At 41.4% G+C, this 15,482-nt stretch carries 12 protein-coding genes; 2 read left to right on the forward strand and 10 right to left on the reverse strand.

What is annotated here, in order from left to right:
• Positions 1–53: 53 nt before the first annotated feature.
• The 10 genes from T515_RS00430 to T515_RS00470 form a co-directional block, all read right to left on the reverse strand.
• On the reverse strand, positions 54–539 hold the full coding sequence (locus tag T515_RS00430; protein ID WP_242839292.1) for a ferritin: 486 nt from the start codon (positions 537–539) through the stop codon (positions 54–56).
• A 94-nt stretch (positions 540–633) separates the two neighbouring features.
• Complete coding sequence (locus T515_RS00435; RefSeq protein ID WP_036606358.1) at positions 634–1,830, reverse strand: FprA family A-type flavoprotein; 1,197 nt, start codon at positions 1,828–1,830, stop codon at positions 634–636.
• Positions 1,831–2,060: 230 nt separating this feature from the next.
• Positions 2,061–4,253, reverse strand: coding sequence for an alpha-galactosidase (locus T515_RS00440; protein WP_036606360.1), 2,193 nt, complete (start codon positions 4,251–4,253; stop codon positions 2,061–2,063).
• Between the two features lie 286 nt (positions 4,254–4,539).
• A complete protein-coding gene (locus T515_RS18535; protein WP_081832594.1) occupies positions 4,540–4,755 on the reverse strand; it encodes a type II toxin-antitoxin system PemK/MazF family toxin in 216 nt (71 codons plus the stop codon).
• Positions 4,756–4,835: 80 nt separating this feature from the next.
• Positions 4,836–5,312, reverse strand: coding sequence for a YbaK/EbsC family protein (locus tag T515_RS00445; protein WP_036606365.1), 477 nt, complete (start codon positions 5,310–5,312; stop codon positions 4,836–4,838).
• 473 nt (positions 5,313–5,785) lie between these two features.
• Positions 5,786–6,763 (reverse strand): calcium/sodium antiporter, encoded by a 978-nt coding sequence (locus T515_RS00450; protein ID WP_036606367.1) that lies wholly within the window; start codon positions 6,761–6,763, stop codon positions 5,786–5,788.
• Positions 6,764–7,053: 290 nt separating this feature from the next.
• Entirely contained in the window at positions 7,054–8,142 is a 1,089-nt protein-coding gene (locus T515_RS00455) for a ribose-phosphate pyrophosphokinase (protein ID WP_036606369.1), read from the reverse strand.
• A 119-nt stretch (positions 8,143–8,261) separates the two neighbouring features.
• The gene (locus tag T515_RS00460) at positions 8,262–9,116 is read right to left on the reverse strand and encodes a serine O-acetyltransferase (protein ID WP_036606370.1); all 855 of its coding nucleotides are present in this window, start codon (positions 9,114–9,116) and stop codon (positions 8,262–8,264) included.
• 116 nt (positions 9,117–9,232) lie between these two features.
• Entirely contained in the window at positions 9,233–10,963 is a 1,731-nt protein-coding gene (locus T515_RS00465) for a putative bifunctional diguanylate cyclase/phosphodiesterase (RefSeq protein WP_036606371.1), read from the reverse strand.
• 237 nt (positions 10,964–11,200) lie between these two features.
• Positions 11,201–13,228: an FAD-binding protein gene (locus T515_RS00470; RefSeq protein WP_036606372.1), complete on the reverse strand. Its 2,028-nt coding sequence runs from the start codon at positions 13,226–13,228 to the stop codon at positions 11,201–11,203.
• A 340-nt stretch (positions 13,229–13,568) separates the two neighbouring features.
• Here T515_RS00470 and T515_RS00475 point away from each other — a divergent pair, with 340 nt between their 5' ends.
• Positions 13,569–13,889 carry a DUF5955 family protein gene (locus T515_RS00475; RefSeq protein ID WP_242839293.1) on the forward strand — a complete coding sequence of 107 codons (321 nt, stop codon included), beginning with the start codon at positions 13,569–13,571 and terminating at the stop codon, positions 13,887–13,889.
• 139 nt (positions 13,890–14,028) lie between these two features.
• Complete coding sequence (locus T515_RS00480) at positions 14,029–15,426, forward strand: class I SAM-dependent RNA methyltransferase (RefSeq protein ID WP_036606373.1); 1,398 nt, start codon at positions 14,029–14,031, stop codon at positions 15,424–15,426.
• The last annotated feature ends 56 nt before the right edge of the window (positions 15,427–15,482 follow it).

Raw genomic sequence — 15,482 nt, forward strand, 5'->3', positions numbered from 1 at the left:
ATGTTTTTTATTATTCAATTATTTTTTATCTTTGATGTTCCAGTATTATACAATTATTTCCTGGCACTAAGATCCTTATCAAGAAGATAAAGATTCTTCGGCTTGTCGCCAAGCATCTGAACCTTGGTTATCATATCCCTGGAATTTCTCTCCTCTTCCACCTGCTCTGTTATGAACCAGTTAAGGAAAAGCTGTGTGCGATAGTCCTTTTCGGAAACAGCTGCATCATAGATCTTGTTTATTTCTTCTGTGATGTAATGCTCATGCTTGTCGGCTTCCTTAACTGCGTCAAGTATGGTCTTGAACTTGGGGGATGCCTCTTCAATGGCCGTTAAAGGAACATCCTGGTCATTGTCCAAAAGATAATCATAAATCTTTAATGCATGCTCCTGCTCTTCCGCTGCCTGAGCCCTGTACCATGAGGCAAAGCCCGGGAGATCATTCTGGCTGAAATACTTTGATATTCCGAGATAGAGATATGCGGAATAAAATTCCTTGTTTACCTGAGCTGCTAAAAGATCTGCTACTTTTGCGTTCATAATTGTTCTCCTTCTTTAAATATGTTTTGGACTTTTTTAATTCCTTTGAATTAACTTTATAAAACTGTGAATATGATCATCGGTAACGAAATAATCATTTAACGGTTTCTGCCAATGCCTTTGCCAGATCACCAAGACCTGCCAGAGTGTTTTCATCCACGGAAGATGTTATGGAAATCATAGGCTCCAGAAGATTCATATTCTTCATGGTGCCTAGAAGCTCCGTCATCTTTTTCTTCGCTGAAAGGGCCCAGCTTCCGTTCTCGATGATTCCCACATTTCTTCCGGAGAGATTGTGGTTTTTGAGATCTGTCAGGAAGGTGTGCATGTTGTCAAATATCTCGGCATTGTAGGTTGCACTGGCAAATACAAGAGTTCTATACTCAAAGGCTGCCGAAACAAGGTATGAAACCTCAGTTTTGGAAACGTCAAATACCTTCACATCCCTGACTCCCAATTCTGCAAGTTTCATGGAAAGTATGTCTGCCGCATTTCCTGTGTGACCGTATACCGAACCGTAAAATACAGCAACCGACTTCTTTTCGGGAGTGTATGTTGCCCAGCATTTATACAGGTCTATGATTGTATCAAGATTCTTTCTCCAAAGATGTGCATGAAGAGGCAGTATCATTTTCACATCCAGTGATTCCAGTTTTTTCAGAAGTGCGTTGGTCTGTACTCCGTACTTTCCTACGATATTGGCATAGTATCTTCTTGCTTCATCCTTCCAGTCATGTTCCCAGTCAACTTCATCGGCAAAAATATTTCCGCTCATAGCTCCAAAAGCGCCAAAGGCATCTGCCGAGAAAAGGGTTCCGGTTGAAGCATCAAAGCTGACAATGACTTCCGGCCAGTGTACCATGGCAGCAGTGAAGAAAGTCAGAGTATGTTCACCGAGGGTAAGAGTATCCTTTTCTTTTACGACTACAGCATCAGCTTTTATGTGATAGAACTGATCTATCATCTGAATTGCTTTTTGTGATCCTACGATCTTAAGCTTCGGATATCTGAGAAGCAGTTCAGGGATGCAGGAGCAATGATCAGGCTCCATGTGCTGCACCACCATATAGTCAAGCTCTCTTCCATCAAGTGCTTTTGTAAGATTGTCAAAGAACTGTCTTGAAACCGCATCATCGATACCATCCATGAGACAGGTTTTGTCATCAAGGATAAGGTAATTGTTGTAGGACATGCCATCAGGTGTTGCATAGGCATTTTCAAAAAGTTGAAGTCTTCTGTCCGAAGCTCCGACCCACCATATATCTTTCTGAACCTCACGTATGTTGTACATTTAAAACATCCCCTTCCCTTTTTATTTGTATTCATTCAAATCTGTATGTATAAAATCCATGAAAACTATTGCTTTAATTATAGCCTAAATAAAAAAATCCTGTCATTATTTTTGTGAAATAAATACAAAATAATGGCAGGATAGCATAACATGTTTTGTTGATATGTGATTAACCGGAATAAAACAGGTAATTCGAGTAAGGAAAAACTCCCCGGCTGATTAATCGTTGCTTAAATTTTAATGAAATGAAGCTGTACTGCAGGATAATCTCCCTGTGAAAGATTTATGGCGTAGCCTCCGTACATAAGAGCTGCACCGGTGAATGAAAGCCCGGTGCCTTCAAGCTCATAGACTGCTGTTTCATCAAGACCCTTCAGCTTTACATTTTTGATGTGAGCATTGGCCTCAGGTTTCTTTACAACCATGTTAAGAAGAGCCTCTGATCTGTCAGCTGAAACAAACTCCCAGGCCTTGTATATCTCATGATCCTCCTTACGGCCGAGTCTAAAGTAGTCTCCTCTCTGAATGAGACTGTAGTATCTTTCAAAGGTCTTTATCTGCTCTTTTATGGTCTCGCGGTCTTCAACTGATGCCTTAGTTATATCAAGCTCGTAACCGAAGGTTCCCGACATGGCAACTATTCCTCTTGTATTAAGCGGTGTAGTTCTGCCTGTCTGATGGTTTGGTACGGCTGAAACATGGCTTCCCACTGTACTTACAGGATAGCCGAAGGAACTGCCCTCCTGGATCTCCAGTCTTTCGATGGCATCGGTGTCATCAGAGCACCAGATCTGCGGACAGTAGTACATCATGCCTGCATCGTAACGTCCGCCGCCACCGGCGCATCCTTCTATCATGAGATCAGGATATGCCTTCAGTATCCTGTCTAACAGTGAATAGGTTCCCAGTATAAATCTGTGGGCAGCTTCACCCTGGCGGTCAGCAGGAAGATGGTTTGAAAATACATTACTGATGCTTCTGTTGAAGTCCCACTTTATATATGAGATGTGAGCGTTTCCGAGAACCTTGCTTATACAGTCGAAAAGGTAGTCAACCACCTCACTGTTGCTCATATCGAGAACCATCTGGTTACGTGACATGGTAGGACGTCTTTCAGGGTCCCTAAGAGCCCATTCAGGATGCTTTCTGAAAAGCTCGGAGTCCTCGTTTATCATCTCAGGCTCGAACCAGAGTCCGAACTTCATGTCCATCCTATCAAGCTCGTCGGAGATACGCTTAAGTCCGCCCTGAAGCTTTTTCTCATTGACGAACCAGTCGCCGAGACCGGAGTTGTCGTCATCACGCTTTCCGAACCATCCGTCATCGAGGACCATCATTTCGATTCCGAGCTCTTTTGCACTTTTTGCTATATCAAGGATCTTTTCACTGGTGAAATCGAAGTAGGTTGCCTCCCAGTTGTTTATGAGAACAGGCCGTCTCATATCAAGGTACTTTCTGTCACAGACATTCTCACGGATTATGTGGTGGTAATTGTGGCTAAGCTCCGTGAGACCCCTGTCAGTAAATGACATGATCACTTCCGGTGTATGGAATGTTTCTCCTGACTGAAGATGCCATGAAAAGTTTTCATCATTAATTCCGGAAACTATCCTCACTGCCCCGGCCTGATCCTCTTCTATCTCGAACTTGTGGTTTCCGGAGTACATGAGCATCATGCCGTAGCACTCACCTCTGTCTTCATTGGCATCCCTGTCGCAGAGTATTACAAATGGATTTTCATGGTGGCTGCTCATGCCCCGCTTTGAACTGATTACAGCTATGTTCTGAGTGAGCCTGTTGCGGGTCATGGAACGCTCCATGCAGTGTCTTCCTGCGAAATGTATCTCATCCCAGCATCCGAAAGGCACGTCAAGCATTGCGGAAGATGCTTTTCTTAGTTCAATGCTTACATCAGAAACATTAACAAAAGCAGTATGTCTCGTTATGACATCCTTCTCTGGGAATACAGAATAGTAAAGCTTAAGCTGTAAACCTATTACGCTGTCCTCCAGTGTGATGACAAGAGTTTCTGCCTCTTCACCATACTGTCTTACAGAAGGAATTCCGGGAATCTCAGGTTTTACTCCGAGTATTTCATGAGACTTGTATCGAAAATCGCAGCTTCTGCTTCCGTTTTCTGAAATGAGATTTACAGAACTTATTCTGTAGTCGCCGACATTGGAACCGGAGAACTCCTGTGGAAGTACGTCAATTGAACGGCCTCTGTCCAGCCTGTTCTCATAAAGGTTTCCGGAGAAGCCCCTGTCTATAGGCACTATCTGATAGCTCATATCAGCTCCATGAGTGTTCCTTCCGTAATAATTATGTATGAGAAGGCCGATGTCATCTACCTGCATCTGATATTCGGTGTTCTTTGTTGTCAGCCTGAAAATCTTTTTTGATTCTTCAAAAGTTATTGCCATAATATTATCCCTCCGATAGTTTTCAGGTTTCTAAACATGTCATAGGAAAAGTGTTCAGAAATCCGGCTGCATCCCTATTTCGTGTGCCAGTGATGGATGAGCCATGTACAAGTATACAGGGAGATTTTCGTTATTGAAATCGGATTTTGTTAAAAAATTTAAGCAAACATTCTACTTAATGTTTCCCTTGATTATGCCTACAGAATCTCAGTCTATTTTAATCTTCAGGTTCATCACACATCTTTATAAGTTGTTTCTTCGAATAATTTCTTTGACTATAAACAACTCAACTGATTTTTTCGGTTGCTCTTTTTATGTAATCTGCGCAGATTTCAAGAAGATCATCAGGTAGAACTTCTATAACCTTCGCATTTCTACTATTAAGGTCAATGGCTCTTATCTGAAAGGGCAGCATCACTCCTTGGGTTATAGTTCTGCTATCCAATTCGATTTCTAACGGATATGTCTTGTTTTTAGTTGTGATTGGAACACAGAGATTGATTAAAGTAAAAAAACGAAACCAAGTCTAAAATACTTGATTTCGTTTATATAGTAAAACTGCCAGCTTTTATTTGTAATCAGCTAATCATTTTCCCATCCCTTACACACGTCGCACCAGCCTTCAGCTCCTGTAACTGTTTCAAGTTCCGAAGGCGTCAGTTTAACTGAAGTAAACTCATTGCCTCCGGCAGGATGAACGTATTCAAATCTTTTCATGGATACATCCAGCCAGATCGGAATGTTCTCGGACACCGCGAAAGGGCACACTCCGCCAGGTTGAAATCCTGTAATATTCTCCACCTGATCTCTCGGGATCATATGAGGCTTGGTATGGAATAATGTCTTGAATTTTGAACTGTTGACCTTGCCATCACCGGCCATCACGACTATTACAGGCTTTTCATTAACGATGAAAGACAATGTTTTTGCTATCTCCGGTTCTGTACATCCTATCTGCTGTGCCGCATGTTCCACGGTATCTATTGTCTCAGTATGCTCAGTCAGTCTGTCACCAAGATTTTTTGAAACAAGAAACTTTTTCACCTTTTCGTTCACCATGCTCAATCACTCCATTCATTATATTCAACCATGAAAGGGACATATTTTGCCCCGCAAACACAAGAGTGAAAAAATTTATTTTTCACTCTTGTATCTTTATTATCAACTCACTATTCTTTTTCAGCAATTTTATTATTTTTAAGCCCATATGTAAAAAAGAAAATACTTATGGTTGGTTATAATCAATTCCTTTAATAAAGACCTGTTGTCTTTAGTTCGATTTGTTTCTTCATCTATACTGTTCTGCTTGTTATAACTGATTATATATTAAATTTAGATTTTGGTGATATTAATATGCTCAGATATATGTAACCATACTAAACATATTAAATATCACACAAGAAAGGGATTTTTTATGAAACGTATAGTTACAATTCAGGATATTTCATGCTTAGGCAAATGCTATTAACTATATACAAAAGAAATCAGCAGTACCTTAATTTACAGGTACTGCCGATTTTTTTCATTCAGCTTTATCTAACGATGGCGTATGCCATATCTGCAAAATACATTGCAAGCATGAGACCGCCCTCAACCCTCGAAATCCTTCTGTTGCTGATGGAGAAAACAAGGGCTACAAGAGTCACGACTACAAGTATCATCATGTCGATACAGGAAGCGATGTTTACCTCCACCGGATGGATGGTTGCAGAAATTCCGAGTATGAAAAGAATATTGAAGATGTTGGAACCAATGGTGTTTCCTATAGCCATGGCAGCTTCCTGTTTTCTTATGGCCACAATGGATGTAACAAGCTCAGGAAGTGAAGTGCCGAAAGCAACTACAGTAAGACCGATGAGAGTTTCTGTCATACCTGCGGCTCTTGCTATCTCCTTTGCGCAGTAAACCACAACCTGTCCTCCTGCAATGATGATACCGAGTCCTGCAAGGATCATAACAACAGATTTAAGAACACTGTACTGAGGGACATCCTCAGCCTCTTCCTTACTCTTTCTTGCCGCAATAACAAGTGTTGCTATGTATCCGATAAGGAGAAGCACCAGAAGGATACCCACAGGTCTTGTGACTACACCTGCATGCTGTGATACATCAACATTTAAGAATCCTCCGCTCATAAGGATAGGTCCGCAGCTTGCGAGTAATGCTATGATGGTAATGATTATGGAGAAAGGTATATCTCTCTTGATTACAGCATTATCAACCGCCATGGGCTTCATAACTGCGCATATTCCGAGGATTGCAAGGAGGTTGAAGAAGTTGGATCCTACAACATTGCTTATTGCTATCTCATTTGAACCCTGAAGTGAAGCAGATGTACTTACCGCAAGCTCCGGAGCACTGGTGCCGAGAGCTACTATGGTGAGTCCGATGATGAGACTTGGAACATGAAAGATTGCTGCGATCGAAGAGCTGCCGCTTACGAACATGTCAGCGCCCTTTATAAGGGCAAACATTCCCAATGCCAGAAACAAGATGTACAGTAAGATCATTTCATACCTCCAAAAAACTGATGACTAAGGAGCATCTGTCACTATGAAACATAAAAAAGCGAGACTCCTACTGCGTTATGCAGTAAAAGTCTCGCTTTTTACAACATATTCCGGGGACACTGTCCCGTACTGACGAAATATGCAACACCTCCGGTGGAAGCTACTCCCTTAAACTTAATGCCGAGTATAGGTGGTTAATGTCCCAACGTCAACCTTGTTTAGAAATAGTTTTTAAATTTTGTCGATTTATTTAAATCCTGCATTTTCAAAATCAATTTTTTGTGCTGAATTTATTCACCTTTAAAATTCTTAATGGTCTCTGAAATCCTCGAAGCCGGCCTGGTAAGCCTTGATAAAGATTCACCTTTGTTAATGGTGTCTATGATAGCCGCGATATAACGTTCCATATTTATGCTGAAATAGTATTTCTTTTCAAGTAATTCCTTTTTCTGAACCACGAGATTTGTTGTGAATATCCTGTCAAAAAATCCCTTGTCGAAGGCTTCGTCAAATTTATCAAAGCCTTTTGAAAAGAGTCCGAAGGTGGCAAACATAAAAACTCTCTTTGCCCCCCGCTCCTTCAGCTGACGCATTACATCAAGCATGCTTCCGCCGGAATCTATCATATCGTCTATAACTATAACGTCCATTCCGGAAACATCACCGCCGCAGAAATCATGTGCAATTATGGGATTAGACCCGTTCACTATGGTGGAATAATCTCTTCTCTTATAGAACATGCCTATGTTCACTCCGAAAAGTGACGCAAGAAAAACCACTCTTTCGGTGGCTCCCTCATCCGGAGCTATGAACATCAGATGTTCCTTGTCGATGATTATATCTTCGTACTCGGTAAGCAGTCCCTGAGTAAACTGGAGAGCAGGAGATATATTTTCTATGCCGTTAAGGGGAACTACATTGGCCATACGTGGGTCATGGGCATCGAAAGTGATAACATTATGCACTCCCATAGACTCAAGCTCTCTCAGCATAACCGCACAGTCAAGGGACTCCCTCATGGTTTTTCTGTGCTGCCTGCTTTCATAAAGAAAAGGCATGATGACATTAATACGGGAAGCCTTACCGTTGCAGGCGGCAATGATGCGTTTCATATCCTGGTAATGGTCGTCCGGAGACATACGGTTAAGACTTCCATCCATTTTGTAGGTTATGGTATTGTTGCAAACGTCCACAAGAATATAGATATCCTTGTCTCTTACGGATTCCTTCAGTATTCCTTTAGCCTCGCCGCTGTTGAATCTCGGACACTCACATGGGATGAGAAAGCTCTCTCCTCTCCAGCTCTGAAGAATTCTGTCTATTTTCTCCCCTATTGTGATTGCAGATTCCAATGCTATCAATCCAATCTTTTGAGCCATCCCGCCACCTCCTTTGTTTTTTCAGCAGAAAGAAACACTCTATATAGCAGTCCTCTACTATTCTTCGACAAAAGAGTTAAAGCTGATAAGAAATTTGATTTGTCCGGAATCAAAACCTGTTACTGCTGCTTTGCACTGACTCTGGCTCCCTCTTCAACAGAATTCACGATAAAAGCATTACCACCCACAACAACGTTGTCTCCGATGATGGTTTCTCCTCCAAGTATGGAAGCATTGGAATAGATGGTAACATTGTTTCCTATGGTAGGATGACGCTTCTTTCCCTTCAGGCTCTGTCCGCCGCGGGTTGAAAGACCTCCAAGGGTAACTCCCTGATATATCTTTACGTGATCACCTATGACGGTTGTCTCACCTATAACTATGCCTGTTCCATGGTCAATGAAGAAATAGTCACCTATCGTGGCTCCCGGATGAATATCGATACCTGTCTTTCCATGAGCATACTCTGTCATGATTCTCGGTATCATGGGAACGCCGAGAAGTGAAAGTTCATGGGCCATACGATAGATCGAGATGGCAAAAAATCCGGGATAAGACAGTATTATCTCATCCATTCCCGCTGCTGCGGGATCACCTTCAAATCCGGCCTCAACATCAGTTTCAAGAGTTTTTCTGATGCGTGGTATGCGGCTCATAAATTCAAGAGTTATTTTCTCCGAATCCGAATCATCTTTTCCCTGATACTTAAGAACTATGGATATCTGCTTGTTCAAATGAAAAATAACATCCTCTATGGTTGCGGACATATTGTTCTTTAATGTATATATCCTGTAAACCTTATCGCTGTAGTAACCCGGATAAAGTATTTTTAACAGCTTCTCAACCACATCCACTATTGCTTTTTTATCGGGCTGATTGCATATATCGATATGATTGACTGTTCTATCATCCTCGTAATCAGAGAGGATCATGTTCACGACTTCTTCAATTCTTTTTTCATCATTAGGCTTCACTTCAAAAGCTCCTTTTTATTCCTATTAATTCACCGGACATATGATTAACATAATAACACTTGTTTTATTTTTTGACACATATTTTTTATCCGGCTTCAGAGCTTTTGATATCATTTTTAAAATGAATTCAATACTACTTCCTTTGCTTCATTTTCTGTTAAAGGTTTACCCCATATATATCCCTGAATATAATCGCATCCGATTTTCCGGAGAGTTTCAAGCTGTTCATCAGTTTCAACTCCTTCTGACAGAACATCTATACCCATGATATGTCCAAGGGAGATAATGGTTGAAACATATTTTTTTGATGTTTCATTGTTATTCATATTGTCTATGAATGATTTATCTACCTTAAGAAGCGTTGCCGGGAAATTAAAAAGGTAGCTGAGTGATGAGTATCCTGTTCCGAAATCATCTATAGCTATATGTATGCCCATTGCCTTTAGCTCACCTATACACTTGGATGCTTTTTCAACAGACTCTATCAGGATAGACTCAGTGATCTCAATTTCCAGATTTCTGGGTGACAGATTACAGGTATCAAGAATTTCCTTAAGCTCATCAAGGAAGTGCCTTTTCATGATATGCTTAACAGAGATATTGATACTGAGAAGTATGTCCGCATCGGTCTCCTGAATGAGATTTCCGATAAACTTTGCCGCTTTTCTGAAAACAGCGCTGTCAACCTTATCTATGAGACCTGCTTTTTCCGCAATAGGAATAAACTCTCCGGGGGGAATAAACTCCCCATTTTTGTTTTTCATTCGGGCAAGAGCCTCAAAACCTCTCAGCTTATGATTCATATCAAACTGGGGCTGCAGATTAAAGAAGATACTGTTGTTGATGATGGCTGTTTTTATTTCATTCTCCACTTCTGTTACATGCCTGTCTATAAGCATATCATCAGTGAAACGAAGAATTTTATTATCTTCTTTGCTCTCCTTTGCCTTAAGCATGGCTTTGTTGGAGTAGGAAAACAGTGAATCAGCATCAGAACCATCTGCGGGATACTCGGCATAACCGTAGGCTGCGGAAATGTGAATTTCGTAATCATGGATGAGCAGCTTGTTGCCAAGTACATCTCTGTACATGTGAAGAGTATTAATGAGATCTTTAATTGATCTGTACTTTCTGATTATGAGATTAAATTCATCTCCACCGACTCTGGCAATAAAATCAAGGGTTCCGGAAGCGCCCATATCTGCAAGAAGCTTCCATTTTGTCGATAATTCCATCAGGACCTCATTACCTATATCAAAGCCCATGGTGTCATTAATATCATTAAAGCCGTTCAGATTTATGGAAACAACAGTAAAAGGCTGATTCTTTTTTACGAGGTCATCCACAAGTTCGGCACATGCAAATCTGTTGGGAAGACCTGTCAGTATGTCAGTAACAGCCTGTTTTCTGAGTTTATCCTGATACCTTTCGATGCCTTTATTTTTAAAATAAATGACTATAAGAGTAAGTATAGTTACCAGTGTTACAAATACGCCGGAGATATTGGAAATATTCTGACTTCTCATGGTATTTGAAATGATCATCGGAATATTGAGAAGTAATACAGATATGGAAATGGTGAATCCCACATCACCGTAATAGAGGGTGAGTAAAATAGCGAAAATATTGCAGATTGATGACAGTACTCCTGCAAAGGCATTCAATCCGAAGGATGTGCCGTTATAATCAATCGCAAAGTTTGAATTCAACAAAAACGGCATAACAAAATAGGATCCGAGATACAGAATTGAAAGTACTATAAGCCCGGACACAGGTGACTTTCTTTCAGAAGAAAGATTATCCAGTGTTTTTTCCAATATACGTTTTTTTGTGTTTTGTATTTTCATAATTTTCGGCAAATCAATCAAATTTTAACAGTGTTTAAAATGTTACAATCACGTTCAAATAATTTACGTCTATTATATCATGTTGAAGTTTCTCTCAAAAGCCCCATGACAGTCTTTTCAAAAAAAGAGAAGACCTGAAATTCAAGTCTCCTCTTTAATGATCTTATCCTGTATGACTGATGACGGTAATATACTAAGCCCCGTCAGAATACAACCTGAACTTTATTCCCTGATTCATCATGCCTTGATATATTCTGCAGCTTCGTTTGCTGCGATATATCCGGAATCTATACATAATCCATAGCAGTAACCCGGAACATCGTAGTATGGGCTGTAGTAGAGACTTCCATTATCTGTACCTACCACATAAAGTCCTTCCATAGGCTGGTTTTCTATATCCAATGCCCGGAGACTGTCGTCTGTACGGATTCCACCGAAGGTTGACCATGCTGAAGGCTCACACTGTACTGCATAGAACGGACCCTGTGAAACCTTTGAAAGGTACCATGGAGAAGTACCGAACTTTGAATCGACACCATCCTCACAGAACTTGTTGTACTCTTCTACTGTTTCCTTGAGATTTGTAAGACCGAATTTCTCTCCCAGCTCTTCAATGGTATCAGCCTTTGCAAGCCATCCTTCCTTAAGACCTTCCTCGATATCCTCAGGAAGCTTGTCCAGTATTCTGTCCTTGAAGTAGTTTCCTATGAACCAGTTCTTTTCATTAGCGCCCTTCTTTGTGGTGTACTCATAAAGGCCCTCTGTTGCCATGGCATCCACATAAGCCTGATCAACGATACCGTACCAGGGAGCGTTCAGTATGATCTGCTCAGAACCGTAACTCATAGGATAGTCACAGAGCAGACCCTCATTGATGAAACGTTTTCCTTCGCCGTCTACAAGGAGATTTCCGTAGAGACCGAACTTGAACCAAAGGTTCTGATCATACTTATCCTGCTTTGCAGGTCTTGTAGCCTTACTGTTTGTTCCGCCGTACTCACATGGACAATATCCGAAGGTCTTACTGAGAACAGCACCCGCATCAGCTGTCATAAGGATACCGTCACCTGTGCACAGGCTGTTTCCTCCTGATGCTGCATTTAACTTACGTGTTTTTAGGAACTTCTCCTGAAGATCACGGTTTCCGAGATAGCCTCCCGCCGCAACGATAACAGCCTTGGCATTAACAGTGACTTTTGTTCCATCGGCCTTAACAGCATGAAGCCCCTTTGCTTTTCTTCCGTCCATGATGAGATCAGTTGCCTGAGTGTTATAGATCACTTCCACACCTGCATCTGCCAATGCCTTCTCCCACATCTCTACTCTTTCCTCAAGAGGATTTGTGATAAGGTGGAATCCGCCCTTCTCACCGATAAAAGGTGTTTCGAAACGGAAGTTTGCCTCCTTCATCTCGTATCCGATTCCAACAAGCTTCTCAACTGCATTCTTTGATTCAGTGAGACATCTGTACATAAGAGCAGGATTAGGAGTCCAGTGTGAGTATTCCATTACGTGCTGGAATACTTCGTCTACTGTCAATGTGGTACCGCCTTCTTTTGCGTGAAGAACCGATGTATCCACAGCGAAAGGCCCTGAAACCTTGATTCCGTTTACGCCTGCAACAGATCCTGACTTTTCAATGGTAAGAACCTTAAGTCCTGCCTGACCTGCAGTAATGGATGCCATAAAACCTGCAGCTCCGCAGCCGATAACTGCAAGATCCACATCATAGGTTTCATCTGCGCCGGGTGTTACCGACAGTGTCCTGGAAAGCCACTCTGCTTTATCTCCTCCTGCCTGAGCCACGCAGTCTGCGATAGCTTCCTTAACGGCACGTGAAGAATTGGTTGCACCTGTAATTGCATCAACGCCTCCTGCCTGATTCTCGATTATGGCAGGAATCAGAGTATCTTCGACCTGACTGAAAAGTACAGGAGTTTCTCCCTGCTCCAGAACCTTAACTGCCGTAAGTTCAGTATCACTGAAAGTACACTCTACGGTTATATTGCTGATATTACCGTATGCAGTGGCTTTATAGGTTCCGGCCTTGTAAATTGCGTTTACAGCCTCCTTGGCCGCTTCTGTCGCAGCCTCTGTGGAAGCTGCAGTGGTTTCCGCCGCAGCGGTGGTCGCAGCAGCCGCAGTGGTCTCTGCAGCCTGACTGGTTGCCGAAGGAACATCCTGAGAACCGCAGGCTCCCAAAAGTCCTGTTGCTGCGATGGCTGCACTGCCTTTCAAAAAGTCACGACGTGAAATCTTTTTCATCTTAATTACCCCCGAAATTTTGCATTATTTGCAATAATTGCCCTACAAAATATTCTAATAGCTAATTTCCCGGGGGTCAATCATTTTTCTTTAGGATAATATGCTGTGGAAATTTCTTTTTATTTAAAGTTAATATAAGTATTATAGACAAATAATGTGTTATTAATATTCTTATAATATACATCATCAACAATATCTGTTTTTTACATCCATCTGCAATTTTGTCTTACAAAATCCCGCTTTGATATACCTGTGAAAATATATTATTCACTCAAGGTGAATAGTCAAAATCTTTTTTCAATGTTATAATCATTCTATGTATCATGATAGGAGGTATCTCATGGATAAGTTTGATATTGATGCTCTCAGAGACAACGCAAGAGAGTTAAGAAACAGTATGAAGAATTATAGAGAAGACGCAAGAGACCGCGCTGAGCTCCTTTTACAGAAGTTAAAGCTGCAGGATTACATCGAGAAGAAGAAAGAGGATGACAGAATCAGGAACACTCTTCTCACCATTCTCGCAATTATCGGAATTGTTGCTTCAGTAGCCGCCATTGCATATGCAGTTTATCGTTTTGTTGCCCCTGATTATCTTGAAGATTATGATGATTATGAAGATTGTGATGACGAAGACGATGACGTTGTTGCCGAAGACTGATATCTCACTGAACTTTTAAGACATGGTCAAGACACCATGTCTTTTTTTTACCTACTCGATGTTGTGTTGCTTCTCCCTATATAGTAAAATGAATTGCCTGCTAACTATGTTTTGTTTGTATCTATAGGAGACAATATTTATGGAATTATGTGCCAATGCAGAAAGATGCGGAGGATGCTTTTATCAGGGAAAGACCTATGATGAAGAGCTTAAGATAAAGGAACAGGGCTTACATGAGCTTTTGGAGCCTGTTATAAATACTGATGATTACACTTTCGAGGAAATAGTACCATCTCCCATATGCGAGGGATATCGCAATAAGATGGAGTTCTCCTTCGGTGATTCTGAAAAGGACGGTCCTCTTACCCTTGGACTTCACCAGAAGCACAGCTTCTTTAACATTATAAATACCGATATATGCTCTCTTCCCCATAGCGACGCAAATGAAATAATACGTGCCACAAGAGAGTATTTTTCAAAACTTGAAATTACATATGAGCATAAGAAAGCACATGAAGGCTATCTCAGGCACCTTCTTTTCAGAAGAGCCATAAAAACAGGAGAAATCCTTGTTGATCTTGTCACTACCTCACAGTGGGACAGCGCCATGCGTGTAATAGCGCCACAGGAGGTTTACGAAGAAAGAGCAAAAGAGCTTTCGGAGTGGTTCAACAGAAGATACAGCCCAAAGGCTCAGAAAAAGCACAAAAAGCCTACACCTGACAAGTATATAAGAGTGGCTCCTCCTATGAAGGAAGAAGATGTTTTAAATGGCTGGAAAGACACTCTTCTTAAATTAAAGGAAGATGGAAAAATCGAAGGAACATTTGCAGGTATTCTTCATACTGTCAATGATTCTCTCGCTGATGCGGTCACGGATATGGGGACCACTGTTCTCTATGGACAGAGCTTCTTCTACGAGGAAATCCTTGGGCTTCGTTTCCGTATTACCCCCTTCAGCTTTTTTCAGACCAATTCTCTCGGTGCCGAAAAGCTATATGAAAAGGTTCGTGAATATGCGGGTTTCAGGGAGTTAAAAAAGGAACAGGAAAACTCTGATGTTAAAAAGCCTGTGATCTACGATCTCTATTCAGGGACCGGAACCATCACCCAGCTTATGAGCAGTGTTGCAAGTAAAGCTGTTGGTGTAGAGATTGTTGAAGAGGCTGTAGCCGCTGCCAGAGAAAATGCTGAGCTTAACGGAGTCACAAACTGTGATTTCATCGCCGGAGATGTTCTTAAGGTCATCGAGGAAGGCGGAAGACTTATAAAAGAAGACGGAAGCTATGAGGATGCGCCGAGACCTGATTTCATCATTCTTGATCCTCCAAGAGACGGTATTCATCCTAAGGCTCTTACAAAGATCATTGATTACGGCGTAGACAGACTTATCTATGTTGCATGTAAGCCAAAGAGTCTCGCAAGAGATCTGGTTCCTCTCCAGGAGGCCGGATATAAGGTACTTAAGCTTTGTCCTGTTGATATGTTCCCGAGAACCAATAACTGTGAGTGCATCGCACTTCTGGAAAAAATCTAATATAAATATTTTTTAATTCAAAAAGGAGACAGTCCAAAACTGCCTCCTTCTTTTGA

Origin of the sequence: Oribacterium sp. P6A1 (genome assembly GCF_000702885.1) — a bacterium.
In the GTDB taxonomy this organism is placed as follows: domain Bacteria; phylum Bacillota; class Clostridia; order Lachnospirales; family Lachnospiraceae; genus Oribacterium.

Coding starts and splice junctions, on each gene's coding strand:
- T515_RS00430 (WP_242839292.1), bottom strand. CDS start 539: ATGAACGCAAAAGTAGCAGATCTTTTAGCAGCTCAGGTAAACAAGGAA.
- T515_RS00435 (WP_036606358.1), bottom strand. CDS start 1,830: ATGTACAACATACGTGAGGTTCAGAAAGATATATGGTGGGTCGGAGCT.
- T515_RS00440 (WP_036606360.1), bottom strand. CDS start 4,253: ATGGCAATAACTTTTGAAGAATCAAAAAAGATTTTCAGGCTGACAACA.
- T515_RS00445 (WP_036606365.1), bottom strand. CDS start 5,312: ATGGTGAACGAAAAGGTGAAAAAGTTTCTTGTTTCAAAAAATCTTGGT.
- T515_RS00450 (WP_036606367.1), bottom strand. CDS start 6,763: ATGATCTTACTGTACATCTTGTTTCTGGCATTGGGAATGTTTGCCCTT.
- T515_RS00455 (WP_036606369.1), bottom strand. CDS start 8,142: ATGGCTCAAAAGATTGGATTGATAGCATTGGAATCTGCAATCACAATA.
- T515_RS00465 (WP_036606371.1), bottom strand. CDS start 10,963: ATGAAAATACAAAACACAAAAAAACGTATATTGGAAAAAACACTGGAT.
- T515_RS00470 (WP_036606372.1), bottom strand. CDS start 13,228: ATGAAAAAGATTTCACGTCGTGACTTTTTGAAAGGCAGTGCAGCCATC.
- T515_RS00475 (WP_242839293.1), top strand. CDS start 13,569: ATGGATAAGTTTGATATTGATGCTCTCAGAGACAACGCAAGAGAGTTA.
- T515_RS00480 (WP_036606373.1), top strand. CDS start 14,029: ATGGAATTATGTGCCAATGCAGAAAGATGCGGAGGATGCTTTTATCAG.